23 protein-coding genes are annotated in these 25,516 nt (G+C 69.3%); 16 read left to right on the plus strand and 7 right to left on the minus strand.

Translation table 11 applies throughout. The annotated features are described in order from the left end of the window. Window positions 1–4 precede the first annotated feature (4 nt). Window positions 5–613: a molybdenum cofactor guanylyltransferase gene (locus M0R80_17300; protein MCK9461389.1), complete on the plus strand. Its 609-nt coding sequence runs from the start codon at window positions 5–7 to the stop codon at window positions 611–613. A 7-nt stretch (window positions 614–620) separates the two neighbouring features. After that, on the plus strand, window positions 621–1,427 hold the full coding sequence (gene fdhD / locus M0R80_17305) for a formate dehydrogenase accessory sulfurtransferase FdhD (GenBank protein MCK9461390.1): 807 nt from the start codon (window positions 621–623) through the stop codon (window positions 1,425–1,427). A 10-nt stretch (window positions 1,428–1,437) separates the two neighbouring features. Here fdhD and M0R80_17310 read toward each other — a convergent pair whose 3' ends face one another. Then, window positions 1,438–1,905, minus strand: coding sequence for a ferritin family protein (locus M0R80_17310; protein MCK9461391.1), 468 nt, complete (start codon window positions 1,903–1,905; stop codon window positions 1,438–1,440). A 219-nt stretch (window positions 1,906–2,124) separates the two neighbouring features. On the opposite strand from M0R80_17310, the gene fdhF reads away from it, so the two are divergent. The 3 genes from fdhF to M0R80_17325 are packed head-to-tail and all read left to right on the plus strand — an operon-like array spanning window position 2,125 to window position 6,175. Beyond that, window positions 2,125–4,827 (plus strand): formate dehydrogenase subunit alpha, encoded by a 2,703-nt coding sequence (fdhF, locus tag M0R80_17315; GenBank protein MCK9461392.1) that lies wholly within the window; start codon window positions 2,125–2,127, stop codon window positions 4,825–4,827. After that, on the plus strand, window positions 4,827–5,474 hold the full coding sequence (locus tag M0R80_17320; protein MCK9461393.1) for a formylmethanofuran dehydrogenase subunit E family protein: 648 nt from the start codon (window positions 4,827–4,829) through the stop codon (window positions 5,472–5,474). Before fdhF ends, M0R80_17320 begins: the two co-directional genes overlap by 1 nt. After that, window positions 5,471–6,175: a hypothetical protein gene (locus tag M0R80_17325; protein MCK9461394.1), complete on the plus strand. Its 705-nt coding sequence runs from the start codon at window positions 5,471–5,473 to the stop codon at window positions 6,173–6,175. Before M0R80_17320 ends, M0R80_17325 begins: the two co-directional genes overlap by 4 nt. A gap of 40 nt (window positions 6,176–6,215) precedes the next feature. Here the strand turns inward: M0R80_17325 and M0R80_17330 are convergent, their stop codons facing one another. Next, window positions 6,216–7,148 (minus strand): LysR family transcriptional regulator, encoded by a 933-nt coding sequence (locus M0R80_17330; protein MCK9461395.1) that lies wholly within the window; start codon window positions 7,146–7,148, stop codon window positions 6,216–6,218. A gap of 126 nt (window positions 7,149–7,274) precedes the next feature. Between M0R80_17330 and pruA the strand changes: the two genes are divergently transcribed. The 7 genes from pruA (at window position 7,275) to mce (ending at window position 14,595) form a co-directional block, all read left to right on the plus strand. Continuing rightward, window positions 7,275–8,900 (plus strand): L-glutamate gamma-semialdehyde dehydrogenase, encoded by a 1,626-nt coding sequence (gene pruA / locus M0R80_17335; protein MCK9461396.1) that lies wholly within the window; start codon window positions 7,275–7,277, stop codon window positions 8,898–8,900. Window positions 8,901–9,101: 201 nt separating this feature from the next. Then, complete coding sequence (locus M0R80_17340; GenBank protein ID MCK9461397.1) at window positions 9,102–9,548, plus strand: hypothetical protein; 447 nt, start codon at window positions 9,102–9,104, stop codon at window positions 9,546–9,548. A 33-nt stretch (window positions 9,549–9,581) separates the two neighbouring features. Then, on the plus strand, window positions 9,582–11,141 hold the full coding sequence (locus tag M0R80_17345; GenBank protein MCK9461398.1) for an acyl-CoA carboxylase subunit beta: 1,560 nt from the start codon (window positions 9,582–9,584) through the stop codon (window positions 11,139–11,141). A gap of 11 nt (window positions 11,142–11,152) precedes the next feature. Further along, window positions 11,153–11,581 carry a cobalamin B12-binding domain-containing protein gene (locus M0R80_17350; protein MCK9461399.1) on the plus strand — a complete coding sequence of 143 codons (429 nt, stop codon included), beginning with the start codon at window positions 11,153–11,155 and terminating at the stop codon, window positions 11,579–11,581. Beyond that, window positions 11,578–12,501: a methylmalonyl Co-A mutase-associated GTPase MeaB gene (gene meaB, locus M0R80_17355; protein ID MCK9461400.1), complete on the plus strand. Its 924-nt coding sequence runs from the start codon at window positions 11,578–11,580 to the stop codon at window positions 12,499–12,501. Before M0R80_17350 ends, meaB begins: the two co-directional genes overlap by 4 nt. Then, window positions 12,498–14,156 (plus strand): methylmalonyl-CoA mutase family protein, encoded by a 1,659-nt coding sequence (locus tag M0R80_17360; GenBank protein ID MCK9461401.1) that lies wholly within the window; start codon window positions 12,498–12,500, stop codon window positions 14,154–14,156. The genes meaB and M0R80_17360 overlap by 4 nt, the downstream gene beginning before the upstream one ends. A 34-nt stretch (window positions 14,157–14,190) precedes the next feature. Next, the gene (mce, locus tag M0R80_17365; GenBank protein MCK9461402.1) at window positions 14,191–14,595 is read left to right on the plus strand and encodes a methylmalonyl-CoA epimerase; all 405 of its coding nucleotides are present in this window, start codon (window positions 14,191–14,193) and stop codon (window positions 14,593–14,595) included. A 324-nt stretch (window positions 14,596–14,919) separates the two neighbouring features. Here the strand turns inward: mce and M0R80_17370 are convergent, their stop codons facing one another. Continuing rightward, window positions 14,920–16,179: a hypothetical protein gene (locus M0R80_17370; GenBank protein MCK9461403.1), complete on the minus strand. Its 1,260-nt coding sequence runs from the start codon at window positions 16,177–16,179 to the stop codon at window positions 14,920–14,922. Between the two features lie 49 nt (window positions 16,180–16,228). On the opposite strand from M0R80_17370, the gene M0R80_17375 reads away from it, so the two are divergent. Next, window positions 16,229–17,350, plus strand: coding sequence for a hypothetical protein (locus M0R80_17375; GenBank protein ID MCK9461404.1), 1,122 nt, complete (start codon window positions 16,229–16,231; stop codon window positions 17,348–17,350). A 24-nt stretch (window positions 17,351–17,374) separates the two neighbouring features. Here M0R80_17375 and M0R80_17380 read toward each other — a convergent pair whose 3' ends face one another. Next, window positions 17,375–17,902, minus strand: coding sequence for a hypothetical protein (locus M0R80_17380; GenBank protein MCK9461405.1), 528 nt, complete (start codon window positions 17,900–17,902; stop codon window positions 17,375–17,377). Between the two features lie 2 nt (window positions 17,903–17,904). Continuing rightward, window positions 17,905–19,341 (minus strand): hypothetical protein, encoded by a 1,437-nt coding sequence (locus M0R80_17385; protein MCK9461406.1) that lies wholly within the window; start codon window positions 19,339–19,341, stop codon window positions 17,905–17,907. 112 nt (window positions 19,342–19,453) lie between these two features. On the opposite strand from M0R80_17385, the gene M0R80_17390 reads away from it, so the two are divergent. From M0R80_17390 to M0R80_17400, 3 genes are read left to right on the plus strand one after another with little or no spacing between them, the layout of a single operon-like run. Beyond that, window positions 19,454–20,287, plus strand: a complete 834-nt coding sequence (locus M0R80_17390) for a hypothetical protein (protein ID MCK9461407.1) — start codon at window positions 19,454–19,456, stop codon at window positions 20,285–20,287. Between the two features lie 48 nt (window positions 20,288–20,335). Continuing rightward, window positions 20,336–22,114, plus strand: a complete 1,779-nt coding sequence (locus M0R80_17395; protein ID MCK9461408.1) for an FG-GAP-like repeat-containing protein — start codon at window positions 20,336–20,338, stop codon at window positions 22,112–22,114. Between the two features lie 5 nt (window positions 22,115–22,119). Next, window positions 22,120–23,070 (plus strand): hypothetical protein, encoded by a 951-nt coding sequence (locus M0R80_17400; protein ID MCK9461409.1) that lies wholly within the window; start codon window positions 22,120–22,122, stop codon window positions 23,068–23,070. A gap of 11 nt (window positions 23,071–23,081) precedes the next feature. Here the strand turns inward: M0R80_17400 and M0R80_17405 are convergent, their stop codons facing one another. Both M0R80_17405 and M0R80_17410 read right to left on the minus strand, forming a co-directional pair. Continuing rightward, window positions 23,082–24,491: a hypothetical protein gene (locus M0R80_17405; protein ID MCK9461410.1), complete on the minus strand. Its 1,410-nt coding sequence runs from the start codon at window positions 24,489–24,491 to the stop codon at window positions 23,082–23,084. Window positions 24,492–24,520: 29 nt separating this feature from the next. Then, on the minus strand, window positions 24,521–25,516 hold a 996-nt coding region (locus tag M0R80_17410; protein MCK9461411.1), incomplete at its 5' end, for a hypothetical protein.

A 25,516-nucleotide genomic window follows, 5' to 3' on the forward strand; every position in this document is an offset into this window, starting at 1 on the left:
CGTCGTGCCCAGCCTCTCGAACGAGCGGACCGAGCCGGCGGGGGCGATCGTCCTCGCCGGCGGCTCGAGCACCAGGTTGGGGTTCGACAAGCGATCGCTCTCCTTTGGGGGCGTGCCGCTCCTGGAGCACCTCTGCGCGGCGCTTCGGCCGCACTTCGATCAGCTCCTCGTCGGGGTCGACGAACCGGAACGGTGGGCGTACCTCGACGCGGAGATCGTCGTGGACGCTCGGCCCGGCGTGGGCCCGCTCATGGGGCTCGCCGGCTGCCTCGCTCGCGCGAGGAACGATCTCAACTTCGTGACCGCGTGCGACATCCCGCGGCCGCCCATGATTCTCGTCGGGCACCTGCTCCGGGCCGCCGCGACGCGTGACGGGGCGATCCCTGTCAACGCCGACGGCTACATCGAGCCGCTCTTCGGCGCGTACCGTCGCCGGCTGCTCCCCACGATCGAGCGCCTGCTCGATCGCGGAGAGCGCCAGGTGCGCAAGCTGTATGATGGGCACGACTTCGCGTTCGTCGAGCTCGCGCCGCTCGGGTTCGGCGCGCTGCCGAACATCAACACGCCCGAAGATCTCGAGCAGCTCAAGGCGCTGCTCGGGCAGACGGGGTGACGCCGACATGAGCCGAGCACCCATAGATACGGTCACGGTGACGCGGCTGTCGACCGCGGGCGTGCCCGAACCGCCGCGCGAGGAGCGGTGCGGCGTCGCCGTGGAGGGGATCGTCACCATCGACGTGAGCGGGATCGGCGCGTACACGATCATGTGCACGCCGCTCGACGCCCGGCCGCTCGCGGTCGGGTTCCTCTTCTGCGAGGGGATCATCTCGTCGCTCGACGAGATCGACGCGCTGGCCGAGTGCCCGGACGCGCCCGACGTCCTGCGCGTGACGCTCGCCCCTCGAGCCTCGGCGCGGGCCTCGGGAAAGGGCGGTCGCCTCGTCGTCTCCTCCTGCGGCGTCTGCGGGAGCGAGAACCTCGACGAGACGCTGGGCGCCCTCCCCCGGGTCGGCGACTCGCTCCGCGTCGGGGCCCGGGTCCTGCGCGCCGCGAACCGCGCCATGGTCGACCGACAGGTCGCCTACAAGGGTTGCGGCGGCACGCACGCGGCGATGATCTTCGATGCACGCGGGGAGCCCGTCTCCTTCGCCGAGGACGTGGGCCGCCACAACGCGCTCGACAAGGCGATCGGGAAGATCCTGCTCGCCGGGGGCTCGACCGCGGGTCGCGGCGTCGCGCTCTCCGGCCGGGTCAGCCTGGAGATGATCACGAAGTGCGCGCGCGCCGGGATCGAGCTCGTCGGCGCGGTCTCCGCCCCGACCTCGCTCGCGATCGAGGCCGCCACGCGTTGCGGGATCACCCTGTGCGCGTTCGTCCGCGAGGATCGCGCGACCGCCTTCACGCGCGCCGACAGGATCCTCTCCTAGCTTCCAGCGCTCAGCCGCCCGCGGTCTGCGGGAACGCGGTGTTCGAGTAGAGGTACTCGACCTTCTCCTTGTGCCGCTTCTCCTCGGTGGCCATGCGCAGCAGCATCTCCTTCGCCGGACCGTCCGGGTGCACGGCGGCGAGCCCCGAGTAGAACGCCCAGGAGCTCTGCTCCCGGTGGGCGGCCACGAGGTAGACGTCCTTGCTCTCCAGGTTCTTCGCCGGGTCCGGCCTCTCGAGGTGCTCGGCGATCTTGTAGTCGATCACCTGCGTGAGTCGGAGGGCGTCCGCGCCGAGCTTGCCCGCCTTGTACTCCTCCAGGAACGTCCGGTGCCTCTTCTCCTCCTTGGCCAGGGAGTCGAGCGCGTCCTTGGCGGCGGCGTCCTGCACCTTGTCGTGGAGCCCCACGTAGAAATCGTGCGCCTCGATCTCGCGCTGGATCGCGATGTCGACGAGCTCTGCCAGCTTGCGGTCCTCCATGCGTCCTCCTTGTCCGACGCCGTGGCGTGTCGCCACGGTGCGTTCGCCTCGACCGGCAACCTTGCTTCTACCACCGCACCGGGCCCGGGCAAACCCCATGCGGAAAGTCGACCGTTGCGCGGGTGAAAACGGATGGCGCCCAGCGTTATGTATTTCTGGACATAGCGATTACCATCCGTATAATCCGCTCGTCGCCTCGCGCGCTGGAGCTTGCCACTCATGACACAGGAGAATCGCATGGAAATCCTCATTGACGGACGACGGATCAGCGCCCAGGAAGGTCAAACGATACTTCAAGCCGCCCGCGCCAACGGCATCTACATCCCGTCGCTCTGCTACCACGACAAGGTGGGCGTCGCGGGCAAGTGCCGCGCCTGCCTGGTGGAGATCGATGGCGTCCGGGGCCTCCAGACGTCGTGCTCGGTCGCGGCCAAGGACGGCATGACGGTTCGCACGAACACTCCGATCGCCCGCGAGGCGCAGAGGCTGGTCGTCGATCTCCTCCTCTCCACCGGCACCCACGACTGCCTCGCCTGCGAGAAGAACGGGTTCTGCGAGCTCCAGAACGCCGCGTACCATCTCGGCGTCGAGCGGCCGTCGATCAGCCTCCCGGCACCCGCGCCGAGGCTCGACCAGAGCTCGGCGTTCATCCAGGTGGACCGCAACAAGTGCATCCAGTGCGGCAGGTGCATCCGCGGCTGCCAGAACGGCGTCGTCAACGGCGTTCTGGATTTCGGCTACCGCGGTTGCCGCGCGGAGATCATCTTCGACGAGGACGCGCCGATGGGCGCCTCGACCTGCGTGCAGTGCGGCGAGTGCGTGCAGATGTGCCCGGTCGGCGCGCTCACGGAGAAGAAGGCGCTCGGAATGGCCCGGCGATGGGAGACCCGCGTCGTGCGCACGACGTGCCCGTACTGCGGGGTCGGCTGCCAGCTGGACGTCCACGTCAAGGGCGAGCGGGTCGTCCGAGTGACCGGCACCGAGGACGGCAATCCCAACCGCGGATTCCTGTGCGTCAAGGGGCGGTTCGGCTACGACTTCATGTACTCCGAAGATCGTCTCACGACGCCGCTCATCCGGGAGAACGGCGAGCTGCGAAAGGCGACCTGGGACGAGGCGCTCGATCTCGTCGCCGCCAGGTTCAAGCAGATCATCGCCGAGTCGGGTTCGGACGCGCTCGGCGGCGTCGCCTGCGCGCGGAGCACGAACGAGGACTGCTATTCCATGCAGAAGCTGTTCCGGGCGACGCTCAAGACCAACAACATAGATCACTGCGCACGAACGTGACACGCCCCCACCGTCGCCGGTCTGGCGACCTCCTTCGGCTCGGGCGCGATGACCAACTCGTTCAACGAATACGCGCGGGCGAAGCTGCTCTTCTGCATCGGGACGAACATGACCGAGGCGCACCCGGTCGCCTCCTACTACGTCAAGCAGGCGGTCGCGAAGGGCGCGACCTTGATCGTCGTGGACCCGCGCCGGCACGCGCTCGCGGATCACGCCCAGATCTTCGCGCAGATCAAGGTCGGCTCGGACATCGCGTTCCTCGGCGGCCTCATGCGCGTCCTCATCGAGGAGGATTTATACGACAAAAGCTACGTCACCGAATGCTGCGAGGACTTCGATTCCCTGAAGGCGAAGGTGCTCGAGACGCCTCTCGAGGAGGCCGCGCGCTTGAGCGGCGTCGAGGTCGAGCTGATCCAACACATCGCCCGCACCATGGCCGAGATCCGGCCGGGCATGGCCTGCTACACGCTCGGGATCACCGAGCACACCTGCGGCAAGAACAACGTCATGTCGGTCGCGAACCTGCAGATGCTCCTCGGGAACGTCGGCAAGGAGTGCGGCGGCGTGAACCCGATGCGCGGGCAGAACAACGTGCAGGGCGCGTGCGACGTGGGCGCGCTGCCGAACGTGTTCCCGGGCTACCAGCCGGTCACGGTCCCCGCGAACCGGGAGAAGTTCGAGAAGCTGTGGGGCGTCACGGGGCTGCCGGATAAGGTCGGCATGATGATGCCGGACATGATGGACGGGCTCGCGAGCAAGAGGATCCGCGGCTTCTACATCTACGGGGAGAACCTCGCGAACACCGAGCCGAACATCACGCACGTCGAGAAGAGCCTGGCCGCCGCCGAGTTCATCGTCGTCCAGGACATCTTCCTGAACGAGACGACGAGGTTCGCGCACGTCGTGCTCCCGGCCGCGGCCTGGGGCGAGGACGAGGGCGTATTCTCGAGCAGCGAGCGCCGCGTGAGCATGGTCAGGAAGTGGAAGAACCCGCCGGGGGAGGCCAAGCCGAGCTGGTGGATCTTCAAGGAGCTCGCGAAGCGGTTCGGCCAGGAGTGGAAGTCGAACAGCGGCCGGGAGATCTGGGACGACGAGATGACGATGCTCGCGCCGGCGTTCGGCGGGATCAAGTACGACCGCATCCAGAAAGACGGCTTGCAGTGGCCGTGCCCCAACGTCGAGCACCCCGGCACGGCGTTCCTCCACCGCGACGGCAAGTTCACGCGCGGCAAGGGGCTCTTCAAGGCGGTGAGCTGGACCCCGCCCGCCGAGGTGCCGGACGACGAATACCCGCTGGTGCTCTCGACCGGGCGCCGGCTGTACCACTACCACACGCGCACGCAGACCGGCCGCGCGGGCATGAACCAGCTGCTGCCCGAGGAGCTCGCGGACATCTCGCCGGCCGACGCGCGAGAGCACGGCGTCGCGGACGGGGACATGATCATTCTGAGGACGAGGCGCGGCCAGGTGAACATACGCGCCCGCGTCAGCGACCGCATCCCGCGGGGACTGGTCTGGGCGTCGTTCCACTTCCGCGAGGGGAACGCGAACTGGCTCACGAACAACGCGTTCGATCCCGAGACGAAGACCGCCGAGTACAAGGCATGCGCGGTGAGGATCGAGAGAATCGGCTGATGCAGACTATTTGCGGTCACACGCGCGAACAGTTCCTGGAGATGGCGAGGCGGTTTCACGGCTACCCGGCGCCGGGCCTGATCGCGGGCGGCTTCATGGTCGATCTGGCGCTGAGCCGCCTGCCCCCGGGCATCCTGTTCGACGCCATCGCGGAGAGCCCCGCGTGCCTGCCCGACGCGATCCAGATGCTGACGCCGTGCACGGCCGGGAACGGTTGGCTCAAGATCGTCGACACCGGACGCTTCGCGATCTGTCTCTACGACAAGCGCTCGGGGGACGGCTTCCGGGTGTTCGTCGAGCCTTCGCGGCTCGAGCCGTGGACGGAGATGAGATGCTGGCTCATGAAGCTCAAGCCCAAGGCCGAACAGGACACGCCGGCGCTCGTCGACCAGATCTTCGATGCGGGGAGGCGCCCTTACGGCGTTCGGGCCGTGAGGCTTCCCGCCGAGCTTCGCAGGAAGCAGAGCAAAGGCCCCATCGCCGTCTGTCGTGTGTGCGGAGAGCCGTACCCGCAGCGGCACGGGGCGACCTGTCGTGGTTGCCAGTGCAGCACCATCTATGAGGGGCCGGCGTCTCATCAGAGGCGAAACGCTCACGGCCTGTGTCTCGAGCCGCGGGAATCAGCAATCCAAGGAGGAACACGATGACCAATAAGGAATCGATCAAGGAGATCGGTGCCTCGAAATGGAGACGGATCGCCATCGCCGTGCTCGTGCTCGGCTCCCTGTGGGGCGTCGCTGAGGTCGTGCTCAACGACGTCGTCAAGGCCGCGGACGTTCCGTTCCGGGCCGGCATCCTGACCGGGTTCGGCATGCTCGCCATGGGGATCCTGCTCGGGTACGGGCGCAGGCCGCTCGCGATTCTCGGCGTCCCGGTGGTCGCGGTGCTCGTCAAGCAGATGGTCGTCCCGCTCTTGGGCGCGTCCGTGCTGTGCAAGGCGAACTCGTGCATCGCGGTGCTGCTCGAGGCGGCGCTCCTCGCGGGCGTCGCCGCCGTCGCGATGCGCGGGATCGGGAAGAGCGCGATCGCGCGCGCCGGGGCCGGCGCCGGGGCGGGGCTCGCCTCCGCCGTTCCCTTCTACTTCGTCGGGCTCGCGGTCGCGCCTTGCGCCTACCTCATGTCGTTCGACCGCGCGGGCGGGTTCGCGGCGTTCATGGTGCAGGAGGGGCTCGTCTGGGCGGCGTTCTCGGCGGTGCTTTTCCCCTTCGGCTTCGCGCTCGGCGCCCGGGTCCGCGAGCCGCTCTTCGCCCTCGCGGAGCGCCGGCCTATCGCCTGCCGCGGCTTCGCGCTCGGCGTCGCGCTGTCCTGCTGGATCGCCGCTGCGCTGACCATCTCCCTCGGCGCCTGAGTCGGGAAATGCTCCGCCGCTTTGCGCCCTCCCCGCACCGTCAACGCACACGCCTCCGCACGGTCGTTCCGATCGCGTCCCCGAGCTCGCTCACGTTCATGCGGGTCAAGAGGTCCGTCAGTGCCCGGTTTCCCGGGCGCGCGAGTCGGGCGACCTTCTGATAGATGCAGAAGGTATCCTCGAGCAGGCGCAGGCGCGGGAAGAGCACGGTCAGCGCGCCACGCTCGAGCTCGGGCAGGAGCGCATACTTGGGCAGCAAGCCGACTCCGTAACCGGCCAGCGTCGCGTTTACCATGCCGCGAACGTGGTCAATAGCCAACATCCGCCCGAACGTGGGCCGCCGGCCGGCAGGCAGGGTGCTGAGCAGGGTCGTCCACCACCGCCCCTGGGTATCGAGCGAAATCACCGGCACGCTCTGCAGATCGAGCGGTTTCCGCACGGCGTGGCGCTCGAGGAACTCCGGCGCCGCCACAACCACGTACTTCTCGCGGAACATTTCGGTCCGGTGCACCGCCGGATGGCCGTGCGGCCTACAATCCACGACCAAGTCCACCTCGTCCCGGAGCAGCGGACCGTCGAGGCTGTTGCTGAACTGGAAGTCCACGTGCAACTCCGGATGCTCTGCCAGCAGAGGCTTGAGCTTGTACAGCAGCACGGTGGTTCCGAACTCGATGGTCGAGCCGAGCACGACGCGTAGCGCGCCCTCCTTGCCTCCCGCGCAAAGGCGACGCTCGGCCTCGTCGATTTCGTCGAAGACCTGCTGACAGGTGTGGAACAAGTCTTCTCCCGCAGCGGTCAGGGCGAAGCGCCTACCCCGCCAGTCCACCAGCTCGCAACCCAGATCGTCCTGTAGCTTGCGCAGCGCGTGACTGATTGCGGAGGGTGTGACGTGCAAGCGGAGCGCGGCCACCTGGTAGCTGCCGACCCGCGCGACTTCGAGGAAGGCGCGCAGCCGGCCGAGATCCATCGCCATGGTTCCCTCCCCTTCTTTTTGGGTGAGTATCGTTCATTCTAACGGAGAATTCATTTCATTTTCTTCATCCACGAGATCCTGCCATGATCGCAGCAGGCGGCCCGTGCGGGCTCGAGGGGGGTGATCATGAACAACAGCGTCTTTCATTTCGATGTCCCGCAGAACGAGCCGATCCTCGAGTACGCCCCCGCCTCGCTCGAGCGCCAGCACCTACAGGCCGAGCTCGCTCGCCAGGCCGCGATCGAGGTCGAGATCCCCCTCGTCATCGGCGGCGAGGAGGTGCGGACCGGGCGTACGCGCGGTGTCGTCATGCCATGTGAGCACGGGCACGTGTTGGCCCAGTGCCACTTGGCCGGGAAGAACGAGGTGGGTCGCGCCGTGAAGGCGGCCTTGGCAGCGCACGAGGCGTGGTCGGCGCTGTCGTGGATCGAGCGCGCGTCGATCATGCTCAAGGCGGCCGAGTTGCTGTCGAAGGATCACCGCCTGCGGATCACGGCGGCGACGATGCTGGGGCAGGGAAAGAGCGTCCACCAGGCCGAGATCGACGCCGCATGCGAGACGATCGACTATCAGCGCTACAATGTGTACTTCGCCTCGCAGATCTACGCGGGGCAACCGCGCTCGACGATCGAGCAGCTCAATCGGATGGAGTACCGGCCGCTCGAAGGGTTCGTGTTCGCGGTCAGCCCTTTCAACTTCACGGCGATCGCCTCCAACTTGAACATGGCGGTCGCCCTGATGGGCAACACGACCGTGTGGAAACCGGCCAGCACGGCGGTGCTCTCGAACTACTACCTCATGCGCCTGCTGATGGAGGCCGGTCTACCGCCGGGCGTCGTCAACTTCGTCCCGGGCGCGGGCGAGCTCGTGGGGCGGACCGTGCTCGAGCACCCTCGTCTTTCCGGTATCCACTTCACGGGGTCCAACGCCACGTTCAACCACCTGTGGCGGTCGATCGCGGAAAACCTGCCCACCTACCGCTCGTATCCGCGCATCGTGGGCGAGACCGGCGGGAAAGACTTCATCTTCGCCCACGCGTCGGCGGACCCGTTGGCAGCAGCCACGGCCATGGTCCGCGGCGCGTTCGAATACCAAGGCCAGAAGTGCTCGGCCGCGTCGCGCGCGTACGTACCCGCGTCGCTCTGGCCGGCGATCCGCGACGCTGTGGTCGACATGGTCTCCAGCATCCGCGTCGGAGATGTTCGCGACTTCGGCAACTTCGTCAACGCCGTCATCGACGAAGCCTCCTTCGACAACACCATGCGCTACATTGCTTTGGCCCGGTCGTCGGAAGACGCCCGAATACTGTGCGGCGGCGACGGCGACAAGGCGGTGGGCTACTTCGTGCAGCCTACGGTCATCGAGGTTCGGAACCCGCGCTTCGTCACCATGGAGGAGGAGATCTTCGGGCCGGTGCTCAGCGTCTTCGTGTACGACGACGCTCGCTGGACCGAGACCCTACATCTCTGTGACGCCACATCGCCGTACGCGCTGACCGGTGCCATCTTCTGCCGGGACAGGTACGCGTTCATCGAAGCGTGTCGGATCCTCCGCTACGCGGCCGGCAACTTCTACATCAACGACAAGCCGACGGGCGCCATGGTCGGCCTGCAGCCGTTCGGCGGCGCGCGTTGCTCGGGAACGAACGACAAGGCGGGCGGACCCCTCAACCTGTTGCGCTGGATCAGCCCGAGGACCATCAAGGAAACGTTCCTGCCGCCCACGTCGTACGAGTACCCTTTCATGGGATAGCCCTCCCTCCTCTTACACCCGCGCAACCTGGTGAGCCGGATCTCATCCGGCGCGCCCTTGGACCGTCGTCGGTGTCGGCCCTCGCTCCTTTGAATCGCCGCTGCGCCGACCACCTCCCTCTGCGCCATGCGAGAAGCCCTCGAACCCCCGCGCGGCGTTGTGGTACCCTGTCCCTACAAGCAGTCGAAGAAAGGTGAGACCATGAAGAGACCCATCGCCTGGCTCGTCGCCACGTCGTGCGCGGCGGCGGTCACGACTGCGGGAGTGGCGTCGTCCGCCCAGGACGAGGCGGATCCGGCCAAGGCGGCCTTCGGCCTCGGCGGAGAGCTTTTCGACAAGGGCGACTACGCCGCCGCGGCGGACGCGTTCCGCGAGGCGAACCGGCTCAAGCCCTCGTGGAAGCTCTTCTACAACATCGGGCAGGCCGAGGCGGCCGGCAGACGTTACGGCCTCGCGCTCGAGGCGTTCGAACGGTACCTCATCGAGGGCGGCGACGAGATCGCCGCGGACAGGAACGACGAGGTCATCAAGATTCCGGGGACGGTCCTTAATAGTTTACTAATTCTTCGGTTCTCGCAATATCGACGTGCGCCACCACCGGTCTCGCTCCCGCTGGACAGCTGGGAATCGGCTCTCCCCGCGCCTTGAGCCGATGCGCAGGGCGCGGTAGGATGTGCGACCATGACCGACAACAAAGTCGAACACGCGATCCACGATCTCGAGGCGAAGCTCGCGGAGGCGACGGACCACGCCGTCCCGGAGCAGGTCGCGAAGCGGCACGCGGAGGGAAAGCTCACGGCCCGGGAGCGGATCCACAAGCTCCTCGATCCCGGCTCGTTCCACGAGACCGACGCGTTCGCCGTGCACCGCTGCACGGACTTCGGGATCGACAAGAAGCGGATCCCGGGCGACGGCGTGATCACGGGGTGGGGGACGATCGACGGCCGCAGGGTGTTCGTCTTCTCGCAGGAGTTCATGGACTTCGGCGGCGCGCTCGGCGAGGTGTTCGCCAAGAAGGTCGTCAAGATCATGGACCTCGCGATGAGCAACCGCTGCCCGATCATCGGCCTGAACGACTCGGGCGGGGCGCGGATCCAGGAGGGCGTGATGTCGCTCGGCGGCTACGGCGACATCTTCTTCCGCAACCCGCAGGCCTCGGGCTACATCCCGCAGATCTCGGCGATCCTGGGGCCCTGCGCGGGCGGCGCGGTCTACTCGCCGGCGATCACGGACTTCATCTTCATGGTGCGCGACACGAGCCACATGTTCATCACCGGCCCGGCGGTGATCAAGACGGTCACGGGCGAGGAGATCTCGTTCGAGGCGCTCGGCGGCGCGAGGACCCACGGCCAGAAGTCCGGGGTGTGCCACTTCGAGTGCAAGGACGAGGCGTCGTGCCTCGCGGAGATCCGCGCGCTGCTCGGCTACCTGCCGCAGAGCTGCGCGGACAAGCCGCCGCGGTCCGACTGGGATCGCGAGCAGGCGCTCACCAACGACGAGATCCTGGCGGTCATCCCGGACCACCACCGCAAGGTCTACGACATGCGCCGGATCATGAAGCTCGTCGCGGACCGCGACTCGTGGCTCGAGGTCGCGAAGAACTTCGGCTCGAACTTCGTGACGGCGTTCGCGCGCGTCGCGGGCCGCCCGGTCGGCGTCCTCGGCAACAACCCGATGAACCTCGCCGGCTGCCTGAACATCAACGCCTCGGACAAGGCCGCGCGGTTCGTCCGCTTCTGCGACTGCTTCAACATCCCGATGATCACGTTCGTCGACGTGCCGGGGTTCCTGCCCGGCGCGGATCAGGAGCACAACGGCATCATCCGGCACGGCGCGAAGCTGCTCTACGCGTACTCCGAGGCGACGGTGCCCATGGTCACCGTGATCGTGCGCAAGGCGTACGGCGGCGCCTACGACGCCATGTGCTCCAAGCACATCGGCGCCGACATCAACCTCGCCTGGCCGTTCGCGGAGATCGCGGTCATGGGGGCCGAGGGCGCGGCGAGCATCATCTTCAAGAAGGAGATCGAGTCCGCCGAGGATCCTATCGCGACGCGCAAGGCGCGCGTCAAGGAGTACGTGGCGCGCTTCTCCAACCCGTACAAGGCCGCCGAGCTCGGCTACGTCGACGCGGTGATCAACCCGGCCGAGACCCGCGCCAGGGTGATCGACGCGCTGGACACCCTCGAGAACAAGCGGATCGACAGACCCAGCAAGAAGCACGGTAACATCCCGCTCTAGCAGAGGCATGCATGACGACACAGCCGAAACACCGCGGACGCGTCCTCGTCGGGAAGCCCGGCCTCGACGGCCACGATCGCGGCGCGAAGTACATCGCCCGGGCGCTCCGGGACGACGGGTTCGAGGTCGTCTACACCGGCATCCGGAGATCGCCCGAGGAGATCGCCGCGGCCGCGGTGCAGGAGGACGTCGACGTCATCGGCCTGAGCCTCCTCTCTGGCGCGCACAACGAGCTGTTCGCGGCGGTGCTCGAGGCGCTGCGCAGGTCCGACGCGGGCGACATCCCGGTGATAGGCGGCGGCGTGATCCCGAAGGAGGACGTCCCCGGGCTCGTCGGCCTCGGCATCCGCGCGGTGTACACGCCCGGGACACCGGTCGGGGAGATCCTGGCGGCGTTCCGGGAGGCGGCCGAAGAGCACCGCAAGGGGCGTCCGGCGTGACGCGGGAGATCCAGACGCTGCTCGCCGAGCTCCGCGCCAGGAGCCCGCGGGCGATCGGCCGCGCCATCTCGATCGTCGAGGACGGCGCACCGGCCGCGGCCGAGATCCTCGCCGCGCTCGAGGACCCGGTGGTGGACTCCGCGCTCGTCGTGGGAGTGACAGGGCCCGGCGGCGCCGGGAAGTCCACACTGACGCAGGCGCTCATCACCTGCTACCGCGCCCAGGGGCGTCGGGTCGGCGTGGTCGCGATCGATCCGTCGTCCACCATCACCGGCGGGGCGCTGCTCGGCGATCGCATCCGGATGATGCGCCACGCGGTCGACGAGGACGTGGTGATCCGCTCGATGGCGACGCGCGGCCGCAGAGGCGGCCTGTGCGCCGCGGCGGGCGCGGCGGTGCGGGTGATGGCGTACTCGGGCTGCGGGATCGTCGTGCTGGAGACGGTCGGCGTCGGCCAGGCCGAGCTCGACGTCGTCGGGCTCGCGGATCTCACCGCGCTCGTGCTCGCGCCCGGGCTCGGCGACGACGTGCAGGCGATGAAGGCCGGCCTCATCGAGCTGGTCGACGCCATCGTCGTCAACAAGGCGGACCAGCCCGCGGCCGAGGCGCTCGCGGCCGAGATGGAGGCGATCGCCGCGGCGACCGGCCGGGCGGTGTACCGAACCTGCGCGGTCGACGGCCGGGGCGTGACGGAGCTGGCGGATGGGTTCGAGGCGCTGGCGGCGGCGCTGCGCGAGAGCGGGCAGATCGCGGAGCGGCGGCGGCGGGCGCGCGGCGCCGAGGTGACGGACTGGGCGCTCGAGATGCTCAGGCCGAAGGTGGCCGAGGGGGTCGAGGCGCTCGGGTCGCTGCGCGGCGATCCGAGGGCGCTGGCGCGGGAGCTGATCGCACGGCTGCTCGCGCGAAAGGACGAGCCATGACGAAGCACCCCAAGGTCGCGGAGTGGGAGGCGAGGATCCTCGGGAAGGCGCTCGAGAAGGCGCCCGAGCGCAGGCCCGAGTTCCGGACCGGCTCCGGCCTCCCGGTCGAGCGCGTGGCGCTCCCCGAGGCGGTCACCGACGCGTACGTCGAGAGCGTCGGCCTGCCCGGCGCGTACCCGTTCACCCGGGGCGTGCAGCCGACGATGTACCGCGGCCGCTTCTGGACGATGCGCCAGTACGCGGGCTTCTCGACCGCCGAGGAGTCGAACGAGCGGTACAGGTACCTGCTCCAGCAGGGGCAGACCGGCCTCTCGGTGGCGTTCGATCTGCCGACGCAGATCGGCTACGACTCCGACGACCCGATGGCCCGCGGCGAGGTCGGCAAGGTCGGCGTCGCGATCGACTCGCTCGCGGACATGGAGGCGCTGCTCGACGGCATCCCGCTCGACAAGGTCTCCACGTCGATGACCATCAACTCGCCGGCGGCCGTGCTGCTCGCCATGTACGTCGCGGTCGGCGAGAAGCAGGGGGTCGCGCCCGCCGCGCTCGAGGGCACGATCCAGAACGACATCCTCAAGGAATACTTCGCGCGCGGGACCTACATCTTCCCGCCGCGCCCGAGCCTGCGGATCGTGACGGACATCTTCGCGTGGTGCAGCGCGAGCACGCCGAAGTTCAACACGATCTCCATCTCCGGCTACCACGTGCGCGAGGCGGGCTCGACCGCCGTGCAGGAGGTGGCGTTCACGCTCGCGGACGCCGTGACCTACGTGAAGACCGCGCTCGACGCCGGTCTCGACGTCGACGTGTTCGCCCCGCGGATCGCCTTCTTCTTCAACGCCTCCTCGGATCTCCTCGAGGAGGTCGCGAAGTTCCGCGCGGCGCGCCGCATGTGGGCCCGCATCATGAAGGAGCGCTTCGGCGCGAAGAAGCCGCAGAGCCAGATGATGCGGTTCCACACGCAGACCGCCGGGTACGCGCTCACGGCGCAGCAGATCGACAACAACGTCGTGCGCGTCGCGCTGCAGGCGCTCGCCGCGGTGCTCGGCGGCACGCAGTCGCTGCACACGAACTCGCGCGACGAGGCGCTCTCGCTGCCCACCGAGGGCGCCGCGCTCCTCGCCCTGCGCACGCAGCAGGTGATCGCGTACGAGTCCGGGGTCTGCAACACGGTCGATCCGCTCGCGGGGTCGTACTACGTCGAGGGGCTCACGGATCGCATCGAGCGCGAGGCGCTCGGCCTGATGCGGAAGATCGAGGAGATGGGCGGGATGGTCGCGGCGATCGAGACCGGCTTCCCGCAGCGGCAGATCGAGGACGCGTCGTACGAGTACCAGAGCCAGATCGAGACAGGCGATCGAGGCATCGTGGGCGTGAACAAGTTCCAGGCCAAGGAGGGCCCGAGCCCGGCCGTGTTCCGCGTGCCGCCCGAGATCGAGCGGGCGCAGGTCGGGCGCGTGCGGGCGGTGAGAGAGGGGCGCGACGCCGCGGCCGCGGATCGCGCGCTCGCGGCGCTCGGCGAGGCGGCGCGGGGGACCTCGAACCTCATGCCGCCGATCCTCGGCGCGGTCCGCGCGTACGCGACGCTCGGCGAGATCTGCGGCGTCCTGCGCGGGGTGTTCGGCACGTACACGGACGTCGGCGCCCACCGCTAGCGGGCGGCGCTCGGAGGAAAGGGCAGGGCAGGAGATGATCGACAGGATCGACCACCTGGGGATCGCGGTGCACAAGCTCGAGGACGCGATCCCGCTCTACGAAAAGGCGCTCGGGCTCACGTGCGAGAGGATCGAGGAGATCCCGAGCCAGAAGGTGCGCACGGCGTTCTTCAAGGTGGGGGAGACGCACGTCGAGCTGCTCGAGCCGACGGCCGACGACAGCCCGGTCGCGAAGTTCCTCGCGAGCCGCGGCGAAGGCGTCCACCACGTCGCCTTCCACTCGAGCGATCTTCCGGCGCAGCTCAGGCAGGCGGCGGACGCGGGCGTGCGGCTCGTCAACGAGACGCCCACGATCGGCGCGGGCGGCAAGCGGATCGCGTTCCTGCACCCCAAGAGCACCCGCGGCGTCATGGTGGAGCTGTGCAGGGAGGGGGACTGAGCACGGCGTGGCAGTCGGCGAGGCGTGCGGCAAGGAGCGTACCGAAACGACCCGCGCGGGATCCGCGCGGGCTGGGAACGGGACGGCTCGGGCTCTGCGAAAACCCGCGCAGGATCTGCGCGGGCTGGAATCAGTCCTCGGGTTCCACTTCCGGCCAGATGGTTCCGCGGGAGTGGTGGCGTTTTTGGTTCGATAGGTACAGCAAGACGTGCGAGTGCTTCGTGGCGAACAGCTTCACGGCGCGTTCTCTTCCACCAGCCCGCGGAGATCCTCCGCGGGTGCGTTCGAGCGGATCGGGAGGGCGGAGAGGCCCGGGGACCGGCGTCACTTCACCGGCAGCTGCATCTCGGAGACCTGCTTCTCGGGCGGCGTGGTCGCGAGGTCCGAGTAGAAGATCTGCCGCATCTGGCCCGCGGGCTTGAGCTTGCGCGTCTTCGCCTCCGCCACGGCGCGCTTCGCGAGATCGGGCGACTTCTTCTCGCACGGCCCGACGCCGTACACGGACAAAGCCTTCGCGGCCGGGAGCGTCTTCACCAGGAGCTCGCCGGGCGGCTTCCCGGGCGTCGGGGGCGCTGCGACCCCGACCGGGATGCACACCTCAGTGACGTACTTCTCCGGCTTCTTGGTCTCGGCCGGGCCCACGACGTAGACGGCCATCGCGTGCCCCGCGGGCGCGAGCCCCGCCGCGCCGAGGAGCCCCTCGAGCTTCCCGAACGCCGCTCCCATGCCGTCGTACGGGCCCTGCATCACCACGCACCCCAATACGGCGACCGGCGCGTCGCGCACGACGACCGTCCCGTCGGCCACCTGGGGCGGCTCGGCGAACGCCGCGTCGTCGACCGGCCCGCACTCGAGCTCGAGCATCTCCTCCTCCACCCACGGCGTCCCGCCGAAGGTCGTGACGATCTTGGACGGCATCTGGACGCCGCACAGCTCCTTGTTCTCCGAGGGCACGACGACGACTTCGGCCTCGCGGCCGTGCATCGTCGCCATGTACATGCTCTGGACGACGACGTGCGTCTCGGCGTCGAGGATCAGGACGCCCTCGGCGCCGGCCGCGGCGTTCCGCACGTCGAACACGTCGCACGACCTGCCGCCCACGTCCGTGCGGCGCGCGGTCATCTCCCAGCTGGGGCGCTTGAGCGGCGCGAGCCGGGTCGCCTCGCCCATGGCGCTCATGGCGCGGTTGATCGCGCGGTCCTCGGCGGAGCACGGCAGGACGACGGGCCCGCTCGTCATCCAGCAGGGATCGTCGCCCATCACCATCGTCATCCGCTCGCCGGCCATCGTGATCTCCATGCGCACGAGGCCGTCCTTGTAGGTGTTCCTGGACTCGTACGGCAAGCCCATGTACACGCCCTTGCTCCGGCTCACCCAGGACGACGCCGCCTCGATCTTCTCGAGCCCGCCCGCCGCCTCGATGGCGGCGTCCAGGATCTCGGCCGCGGTCGGCGGGGCGATGGCGTCCACGGCCGGCGGCTCGGGCGGTTCCGGCGCGGGGACCTCGGCCTCGGGCTTCCCGCCGGCGCACGCGAGCAGCGCGCACGCGGCGCAGGGGAGGAGAAAACGTGTCGTCGTCTTCATGGCCGTCTCCTTTTCATGCGGATCGCTCCGTTGTGATACCCTGGAGCCCATGAAACGGTACACCATTTTCGCGATGGCCGCGCTGGTCGCGGCGGGGCTCGGCGCGTGCTCCGAGGACGCGGGATCGGGCGGTGACGCGGACACCGACACGGACACCGACGCGGACACCGACGCGGACACCGACGCCGACACGGACACGGACACCGACTCGGACACCGACGCCGACGCCGGGCTGCCGTGGCTAGAGCCGGACGACATCGGCTTCGAGGAGGTCGATCCGCCGCTCCCGGGCGAGTGCATCTACTACGGCGTGTGGGGCTCGACCGGCACCGACAGCGTGGAGATGATCTCGCCGGACGGGCTCGCGGCCGGCACGCGCTTCCGCGTCGATAGGCTCTGGTCGTTCGGCGTGGCCCACGACGGCGCCACGATCGCGTTCTCCTCCGCGGATCCGTACCAGGAGGAGCACTTCGGCGTGACGATCGGCGACGCGATCCAGTTCACGTGGCTCCTCGCGCCCGACGCCGCGCCGGTCCAGATCACCTCCGGCAGCATCAACGACGAGTGCCACCTGTTCTCGGACGACGATCAGACCCTCTACCTCTGCCGCCGCGCGAGCTTCTGGCAGGAGGTCGTGGACGACACGTTCGAGTTCGGCAACGACCCGTACCGCATCCTGACCCACGCGCTCGGCAGCGGCGAGGAGACGTGGCTCACGCCGCTCGTCGAGAACACGTCCGACATCGGGCCGGCGGTGCTCCCGGGGGGCGACATCCTGTTCTGGCGCCAGGAGCCGGATCTCGATCAGGGGCTCTGGCGCATGCACGGCGACGGGAGCTCCATCGAGGAGGTGCGCGGCGGCGCGACCAACCCCGTGGTGTCACCGAGCGGCGATCTCGTCGCGTTCCGGCAGGAGTGGTCGATGCTCGTCGTCGCGCCGGCGGACGATCTCCAGGGCGGGACCGTGATCCTCGACGCCGAAGATCAGTTCTTCTACGGCTTCTCGTTCTCGCCGGACGAGGCGCGCATCGCGTACCTCCTCGGCCACGGCGGCGCGAGCTGCTCGGACCTCTGGGTCGCGGACGTCGACGGCTCCGATCCGGTGATGCTGATCGACTGCGTCGCCGAGGGCGTCTTCACGAGCGGGGTGGAGTGGGCGGTGACGGAATGAGGAAGAAGTGCTTCGCGCGCACCCTTACTCGCAGATGAGGGTGCGGACCACCACTCCCGAGAGATCGCAATAGTAGCAGCAGTCCGGGCAGTACTGCTGGCAGCCGCTGCCGCAGCCCCACGTCATGCCGGAGTCGGCCCAGGCGCCCCAGCAGGTGTACTCGCCCGGCGTGCAGTCGGTCTCGAGCTCGTACGCCTCGCCGAGCTCCTCGAGGGTGAGCCCCTCCCACTTCGGCTCGTCGGCGGTCTCGTCGTAGTACCCGTCCGCGCCGACCTGGTAGACGCCGACGTCGATGGCGTACCCGTCGTCGCAGGCGTCCGTGAACGTCCAGAGCATCGTGCAGTCGTCCCGATCCCAGCCGCAGCCGCTGCACTGGCAGCCGAGATCATCCCCGAGATCGCAGGGGTCGTCCTCGGCGCAGCACTCGTCGTCGCCCTTGTAGCCGCCGCAGAAGTCCACGTCGACCTTGTCGTGATCGTCGAGCAGCGCCCCGCACGCGGCGAGCGCGAGGAGCGGCGCCATGAGGAGCGACGGTGCGAGCCTCGTGCCCATGCTCAGAACCTCACCGTGAGGCGCGCGCCCACCGCATTCGGACCGGCGACCGGCGCGAGCTCGACGTCCGCGGTCTCGCGATCCGGCGCCACGGCCAGCAACACGATCCCGGCCACCGCGAGGACGCCGCCGCCGATGAGCAGGACGTCCGACGACCGTGCGAGATCGTTCCGCGCGTCCAGGTCGTCGTGCTGGCTCGTCCCGCAGTCCCCGTTCGACTGGCAATCGTCCTCGAGCTGCTTGTCCTTCACGAGCGCCCCGATGCCCGTGCCCGCGCCGGCCGCCGCCGCGGCGAGGCCCACGACCAGCGCCGTGATCCCGACGGCGCGCAGCGGCTTCCCGACCCGCTGCGCATCGGCGATCTCCTCCCGCGCGGCCGCGACGATCCGCTCCGCCTCGGGCCGGTGCGCGCTCCCGGGGTAGGCGGCGAGGAACGCCTCGCCGGAGCGCAGGCGATCGACGGGGCGAACCGCGGCGGTCAGGGCGGCGAGATCCGCGGCCTCCTGCGCCCGGCGCGCCTGCTCCTGCTCCGCGTCCGCGGCGATCCGCTCCACCTGCGCCCGCCGAAACCCCTGCTCGAAGGCGCCGAGGTACGCCAGGCACAGCGTGAGGCGCGCGTCCAGGGCCGGCTCCTGCTCGATCTTGGCGTAGAGCGCGCGCTCGGCCTCCTCCATCGCCGCGGTCAGCGGCGGGATCCGCGCCTCGGCCTCCGCGATCCTCGGGCTGTCCGAGAAGCGCGCCACGAAGCCCTGGTACGCGGCGAGCGCGCCCGATACGTTCCCCTGCCTATCGAGCGCCTGCGCCGCGGCCCACTCCCGCTCCTCGAGGTTGACGAGCGTCCCCTCCACGGAGTTGAGGTTTCCCTCCTCGACGTCCTTGGCGCCCTCCCACTCCCAGCGCCCGTCGAGGGTCACGAGCCTCACCCAGTACTTGCCGACGCGGAGCTCGGGCGAGACGAACGGTTGGAGCGGATCGTCCGGCGTCGCGCCCATCCGCGCGCCGTTGATGTAGACGATCGTCCGCGGGTGGTCGGAGAACACCCGGAACGTCGCGGTGGGGACCGGCGGCGGCGCCACGATCGGCGCCGGACCGGCCGGCCCGGGCTCGGGCGGGCACTCGGCGACGCAGTTGGTCAGGATCTGACGGCACGGGAGGAGGTTCTGCTCGCACGCCTCCTTCGTCATCTGCTTGGTGAAGCCGCCGAAGAGCGCCCCGAACCCCGGGACCACCTGGTCGGCGAGCTCGGACGCGGCGTCCGCGGCGAGATCCGAGCCGAGCTCACAGCCCGCCGCCTCCACCGCCGCGCAGCTCTGGTACGACTCGTCGCAGCGATCGCGGCAGGCGTCGGCCGCGGCGGCGCCGGACCAGAGGAGCCCCGCGGCGAGCGCGAGGGCGCACGGCAGAAGCGAGAGCGGCGCGCAGACCGGGCTTTCGAGCATGGAGACAGTGTGGTTCCGGTTGCGCCGGCGGTCAAATGTTCATAGCGCCGCGAAGCTGCCTTCCTTGCGGGGGGCGCCGCGGGGCGGTAGTCTTAAGCGAGGAGGAATCGCCATGAAATCCCTTGCCAGTCTCCTTCTCGTTCTGGTTGCTCTCGGAACCGCGTGCGCGACGACGGAGATCAGCGGGGTCGGAGAGTCCGACGGCGATTCCGACTCGGACTCGGATTCGGACTCGGATTCGGACTCGGATTCGGACTCGGATTCGGACTCGGATTCGGATTCGGATTCGGACAGCGACTCGGACAGCGACACCGACACCGACACCGACACGGACACGGACACGGATAGCGACACCGACACCGACACCGACACGGACACCGACACCGACACGGACACGGACACCGATACAGACACGGACACCGACACCGACACGGATACCGATACCGACACGGATACCGATACCGACACCGACACCGAAGTGGTGTGCCTGAGCTTCGATGAGACGACACGGCCGACGGTCTTCGCGGACACGACCGCGGCCAGGACCGAATACACCGCGCAGGGCGTCACCTTCGCCGGGCCCGACGCGGACGACGGCTGCGGGCTGCTCGACTCGTCCAGCTTCACGCCGGACGCCCACAGCTCCCCGAACTTCTGCGCGTTCAACTCGAGCTCGTCGTTTTCGGGCGGAGGCACGCCGCAGGGGCCGGAGACGCTCACCTTCGCGCCTCCGGCGTCCGACGTGTCCCTGTGGACCAGCTCGAGCGGGAGCTCTTCCTTCTCCATGACGGCCTACAACTCCTCGATGTCGGTGGTCGACTCGACGAGCCTCACCTCGTCCTCCACGCCCTCGATGGCGCAGGTGTCGGGCGCCGGCATCACCACGGTCGTGGTGAGCTCCTCGGCTTCGGTCTGGGCGTTCGACGATCTCTGTTTCACTCACTGAAGACCCGGCTTACAATCCAGGTGTAATTCCGACAGGGAGGGGACTCTCATGACGACTCCGGGACGTTCTAGGCGCGGCGCGATCTTGGCGTGTGCGGCGGCGTGCGCCGCGGCGCTGTCGATTGGCGGCTGCAAGGGCGACGCGAAGGTTTTCAACCAGACGTGCGAGGACGTGGGCGGCGGCACCTCGGTCGCCGCGCCCGAGCACCTGTTCAACGTGAGCATCGGCAACACGGGGTGGTTCTCGAGCCCGGCGGTGTACGATCTCGACGGCGACGGCGACAAGGAGATCATCGCGCCTTTCTACGACATCGCGGTCTGGGATCACACGGGGAGCCTCCTCTGTCAGGTGCCGCACGACGTGAGCCACACCGGGCGCGTCTACGCCCCGGGCGTCGTCGCGGATCTCGAGGGCGACGGCACGGTCGAGGTCGTCGTCGCGGCCGGGGAGGGGAGCGTCGCGGCGTACGAGTGGGTCGGCGGCGCGCTCGCGATCAAGGCGGGCTGGCCGGCGACGACCTGCATCGAGGGGAGCTGCTTCGAGGTGCGGTCGATAGGCGCCGACGACCTCGACGGCGACGGCACGATCGAGATCGCCGTGTCGGACACGCGCAGCGAGCAGCCGCCCGGTTACGAGAGCACGAACCCCCACGTCTTCGTGTTCGAGCCGGACGGGTCGATCCGCGACGGCTGGCCCCGCTACGACACGCGCACCGGCGTGGGCGCCGATCTGCCGGGCGGCGTGGACTCGAACTGCTACGGGCACAGCGGCTACGGGTCGTACGGCCTGAACGTCGGTTTGGGCGACGTCGACGACGACGCGGATGTCGAGATCCTGGTGACGTACGACAACCACCACATCCAGGCGTTCAACCCGGACGGCACGGCGGTGCTCGCGGACACGTCGTACTTCACCCGGCGCGGCGACGACGCGTGCGAGGGCTCCCCCATGAGCTGGGGGCAGTTCATCCGCTGGCTGGACCCGCAGGTCGAGGAGGATCACTACCACCTCCACACCGGCGACTGGCCGGACATCAACCAGACGATGTGGCTCCAGTGGACGAACTCGCCGCCGAGCGTCGGCGACATCGACGGCGACGGCCGGAACGAGGTGGTCGGCGTGCCGAACGTCGAGATGGACGAGCCGTACGTCACGTACCACCACGCCGTGATGGTGCTGCAGGGCGACTACGAGGTCACCGGGCACGCCTCCGCGCGCCGCCTGCCGGGGTGGGAGGAGCTCCCGCTCACCGAGGCGCCGCTCCCCAACGACGACTGGTACCCGCCGGGGGTGGTGCCGTCGCCGGCGATCGTGAACATCGAGGGCGACGCGCGCAACGAGATCGTCACGCCCGCCGGGGACGGGTACATGTACGCGTTCGGGCCCGAGCCGACGCTCCTGTGGCGGACCGACTACGCGCAGGGCAGGCCGCTCGTGAACGCGAGCGAGGCCGCGGTCGCCGACCTGAGCGGGGACGGCCGGCCGGAGATCGTGTTCGGCACGTTCGGGGAGCCCGGCGGCGAGGACGGCCGGCTCGTGATCCTCTCGAGCGCCGGGGAGCGGCTGCACGACATCAAGCTCCCGAACCAGGACCCCTCGAGCGGCAACGGCGTCGGCGCCGCGGCGACCCCGACGATCGCGGACCTCGACGGCGACGGGGATCTCGAGATCCTCGTGCTGACGATCGACCACGGCCTGGACGTGTTCACGGTCGAGGGCTCGGCGTGCAACTGCGTCCCGGCGGGCGCCGATCCCGAGCTCTACTGCGGGCCCTGGCCGACGGGCCGCGGCAACTACCTGCGCAACGGGCGCGCGCCAGGGAACTGATCCCGATGTCGCCGCGAAGGATGCCCGTCGCGCTGCTCGCGCTGTCCGCGGCGCTCGCCTCGCCCGCCTTCGCCGGGGAGCTCGAGCCCGAGCTCGACGCGTTCGTGGATCCGGTCCGCGCCGAGGCCGGTCCGATCCTCTCGCCCGCGGTGGGGCCGATCCCTCGGGACGGGATCTGGGCGACCGAGGGGGTGCGCTACGCCTCCTGCGAGCTCGGCCGGACGACCTACACGGTCGTGCAGACCGCGCTCGTGCTCGGGGGAGAGTGGGTCCCGAGGGGATGGCGGGTCGGGCTCGGCGGGGAGCTCGTCGCGTTCCAGACCACGACGCTTTTGACCGAGGTCCCGCCGCTCATCGACGAGAAGGAGACGAAGCTCGACATCGGCGTGCTGCGGCTGCGCGCCAGGGTCCGGGCGCTCGAGCTCGCGCGCTCGACGCCGAAGGAGGGGTACCGGTTCGAGCTCGCGCTCACGCCGTTCTTCTCGCTCGGGCTGCCGACCGACACCTCGCGCATCCGGTGGAGCCGGCGCATGCCGATCCGCGGCGCGCTCGACGACCGGGTGTTCGATGGCCCGTACCTCCTCATCGAGCCGGGCGCGGCGATCGGCGCGACCCTCGGCGTGTTCTCGTTCTACGCGCACCAGGGGTTCGTTTTCGCGCCGATCGTCGGAGAGGACACGACCCACTTCGTCTGGTCCATGCACTACGGTCTCGCGGCGCGGATCGCGGACGTCGTGGAGCTCTCGACCGAGCTCGACGGCCTCCTGCGGTTCACGCGGGACTACGGCGGGGATCGCCTCTTTCCTTGGGCGTTCTCGCCCGGCGTGCGCGTCCTCGGCGGCGAGATGGCGTACGAGCTCTCCGCGCGCATCGGCCTCGATCGCGACGCGCGGCACCCCTACGGCGACTTCACGCTCGCGCTCGGCGTCGCTTGGCGGCCGGGGCAGGGCGGGTAGCTCGGTCGGGGCTAGAACTCCCAGTGCAGCGCGAGGCCGCGCACGTCGCTCCGCGCGTCGGTGAGCAGCGCGACGCCCGCGAGCTCCATGCGGGGACGGCGCAGCGCCGTCGCCCCCATCCCCGCCGCCTCCAGCTTCAGCATGTTCTTCTTGGCGTTGTGGGCCACGATCGGGCCGATGATGATCGACCCCAGGAAGAAGGCCCCCGTCACGCCGATGATGACGCCGCCGATGATGACGTACTGCTCGTCCTTTTCCTCCTGGCCCTTGGGTATCAGCACCGCCCCGGCGATGGCGCCGCCGACGGCCAGCACGCTGTACGTGACCATGAAGACGATCGCGGTCGTCCGGCGATTCTTGTAGTAGTAGTGCATGTAGTCGCTGTACTTCGGAAACCTCGCCGTCCACCGCTTCTGCCATTCGGCGTAGGGGGCGCCGAGATCCTCCCCGATCGCCGCCTCGACCTGCGCCCTGTCGTCGACGGCGGGCCCGGCCGGCTCGCCCGGTTGCCGCGGACGCGGAAACGCGTTCTCGGCTTCCGCGAGCGCCGCCTCGACCTTCGTCCGGAACGCGCCGCCGGCGAACTCGTCCAGGTAGACGCGGCAGAGCGTGGCGCGCGTCCGCGGCTCCTGCTCCGCCTCGATCCTGCGGAACATCTCCTCGTCCGCGGCCCGGAACTCCGGGAGGAGGGCCGTCAGCCGCTCCTCGGCCTCGGGCTTGATCTCGACGTCGTTCGGGAACGCGATCAGGAGCTCCCGGTACGCGGCGGCGGCGCGGACCGTCTCGCCCGCGGCGTCGAGGGTGTGCGCCTTCTCGAGCAGCGCGACCCGCCTGTCGCAGAGCCGGCCCTCGACCGCGTTGAGGTTTCCCTCCTCAACGGTCTTCTCGCCGCGCCACTCCCACTCGCCGTCCGGCGACAAGAGGCGCACCCAGTACCTCCCGACCGGCAGCTCCGGCGAGACGAACGGCTCGAGCGCGTCCACGGGCGTGGCGCCCATGCGCTGCTCGTTGATGTACACGATGGTGCGCGGGCGGTCGGAGAAGACGCGCAGCGTGCTGGTCCGGATCGCGGGAGCCGGCGCGGTCCCGGCCTCCGCCTGGCCCTCGCCCTGCGGGCAGCCGGTGAGGCAGGTCGTGCGGATCTGCCGGCACGGCCCGAGGAGCGCGACGCACTGCTTCGCCGTGGTGTCGTGTGCCAGCGCGCCGAAGAGGGCGCCCATCCCGGGGATCGGGATTTCGTTCCCCAGCTGCTCCGCCGCCTCGCCGGCCAGCTGGCCGCCGATCTCGCAGCCCGCCGCCTCGAGCGCCGCGCAGCTCGCGTACGCCGCGTCGCACCGCTCCCCGCAGCTCTGCGCCGCCGCGCCGGAAGGGAAGGCGCTCGAGACCGCGAAGAGCGCAGCCGTAACGATGAGTGTCCGCATCAGGATGCCGCCTTCCGTGTGTGTGACGATCAGTACCCGAGGTAGTACCCGACCGAGCAGGAGTTCGCGATGAGCCGCGCCCAGTCACCGGCGGGTGCCCACCCGGTGCTGGCGTTGGAGTAGCCGTTGCTGAAGACGACCTTGTAGTCCGGCGAACGGTAGGCGTGCGCGATCACGCCGTTCGTGTAGTGGCCGTCCGCCACGCCGGAGCCCCACACCGCGACGTCGTTCTGGAAGGAGCTGCCGTAGGACGAGACCGCGTAATGGATCATCGACGCGCCGTCCCCAGCGTAGTTGTAGTACGTGGTGGAGTAGCCTCCCGACGGGCTGTAGACCGGGCAGTAGCCCGAGCCCATGATCGCGCCGAGGAGCGGCCAGCCCGACGAGAGGGAGAAGACGCCGATGACGGTCGTGCCGCCCCAGTCGACGTAGCTCGCGAGGTTGTTGCCCATGGTCGTGGCGTCCAAGTACTGGTAGTCCGAGTGCGTGAAGACGCAGTCGTACGCCTGCATCTCGCCGACGGACGGGGTGGCGGAGACCGCGTCGTAGAAGTTCACGGCGCCGCCGGTGATCGCGGCGACGCTGGCGCGGTACGCCGGATCGTCGGTGTCCGCGATCGCGAACAGGATGTTGACGCGGTGGCAGCTGCTCGGCTCGCCGTCGCACACCCAGTACAGCTCGATCTGGCAGCTCGCGTCGCAGCCGTCGCCGCCCGCGGCCGGGTAGTCGCCGTCGTCGCACTTCTCGCCCGCGTCGATGTTCCCGTCGCCGCAGTACGACGCGATGCCGGCGCAGGTCCCGTTCGACTGGCAGGTGTCGTTGATGGTCAGCGGGTTGCCGTCGTTGCAGGCGCCGCCGACGTTGATGGGCGTCCCGCCGCACGTCGAGTCGCCGTCGCACCAGGTGTCCATGCAGGTCGTGTCGGTGCAGGTGACCGTCGAGCCCAGGCACGATCCCGCCCCGTTGCACGTCGTCGAGTAGGTGCACGGGTTGCCGTCGTCGCACGCGTTCCCGCTCGGGTAGCC

This window comes from Pseudomonadota bacterium, from assembly GCA_023229365.1.
In the GTDB taxonomy this organism is placed as follows: Bacteria; Myxococcota_A; Polyangia; order JAAYKL01; family JAAYKL01; genus JALNZK01.